The following is a 409-nucleotide window of genomic DNA, read 5'->3' as shown; positions in this document are numbered from 1 at the left end:
AAGCCTTTTCCGTTCTTCCACAGTTCAAAAACAGATGTTTTTTCCTTTGCTGTAAATGTCCGTCTCATCCAACAATCCTCCGCAACTACATGTTTTCACATGACTGTTGCGTTGACCAATTGAATCTACAGCGGCGTACTTCGCAAAGCTGTCCGACTGAGGTACGCCTTTATCCGTGACAACTCCTGTTGCTGGCCTGTTCGCCTGCTCTGTCGGGTGCTGGATGTTCATCCCAGTGGTTTTTACGCCTGGCTTCAGCAGCCGCATTCACAACGCCATCAGGCAGACCTGAGACTGACAGGACAGATTAAACAGTTCTGGCTGGAATCGGGATGCGTCTATGGTTATCGCAAAATCCATCTGGATCTGCGTGACAGCGGGCAACAGTGCGGAGTGAACAGAGTCTGGC

At 50.4% G+C, this 409-nt stretch carries 1 pseudogene; it reads left to right on the top strand.

Annotated elements, in window-relative coordinates:
• Window positions 1-135 precede the first annotated feature (135 nt).
• Window positions 136-409, top strand: a pseudogene (locus RTW80_RS27510) (IS3 family transposase); the annotation flags it as partial.

The organism is Escherichia sp. AM3 (genome assembly GCF_032029835.1).
GTDB lineage: Bacteria > Pseudomonadota > Gammaproteobacteria > Enterobacterales > Enterobacteriaceae > Escherichia > Escherichia coli.
This window is presented reverse-complemented; position numbering and strand designations above follow the sequence as displayed.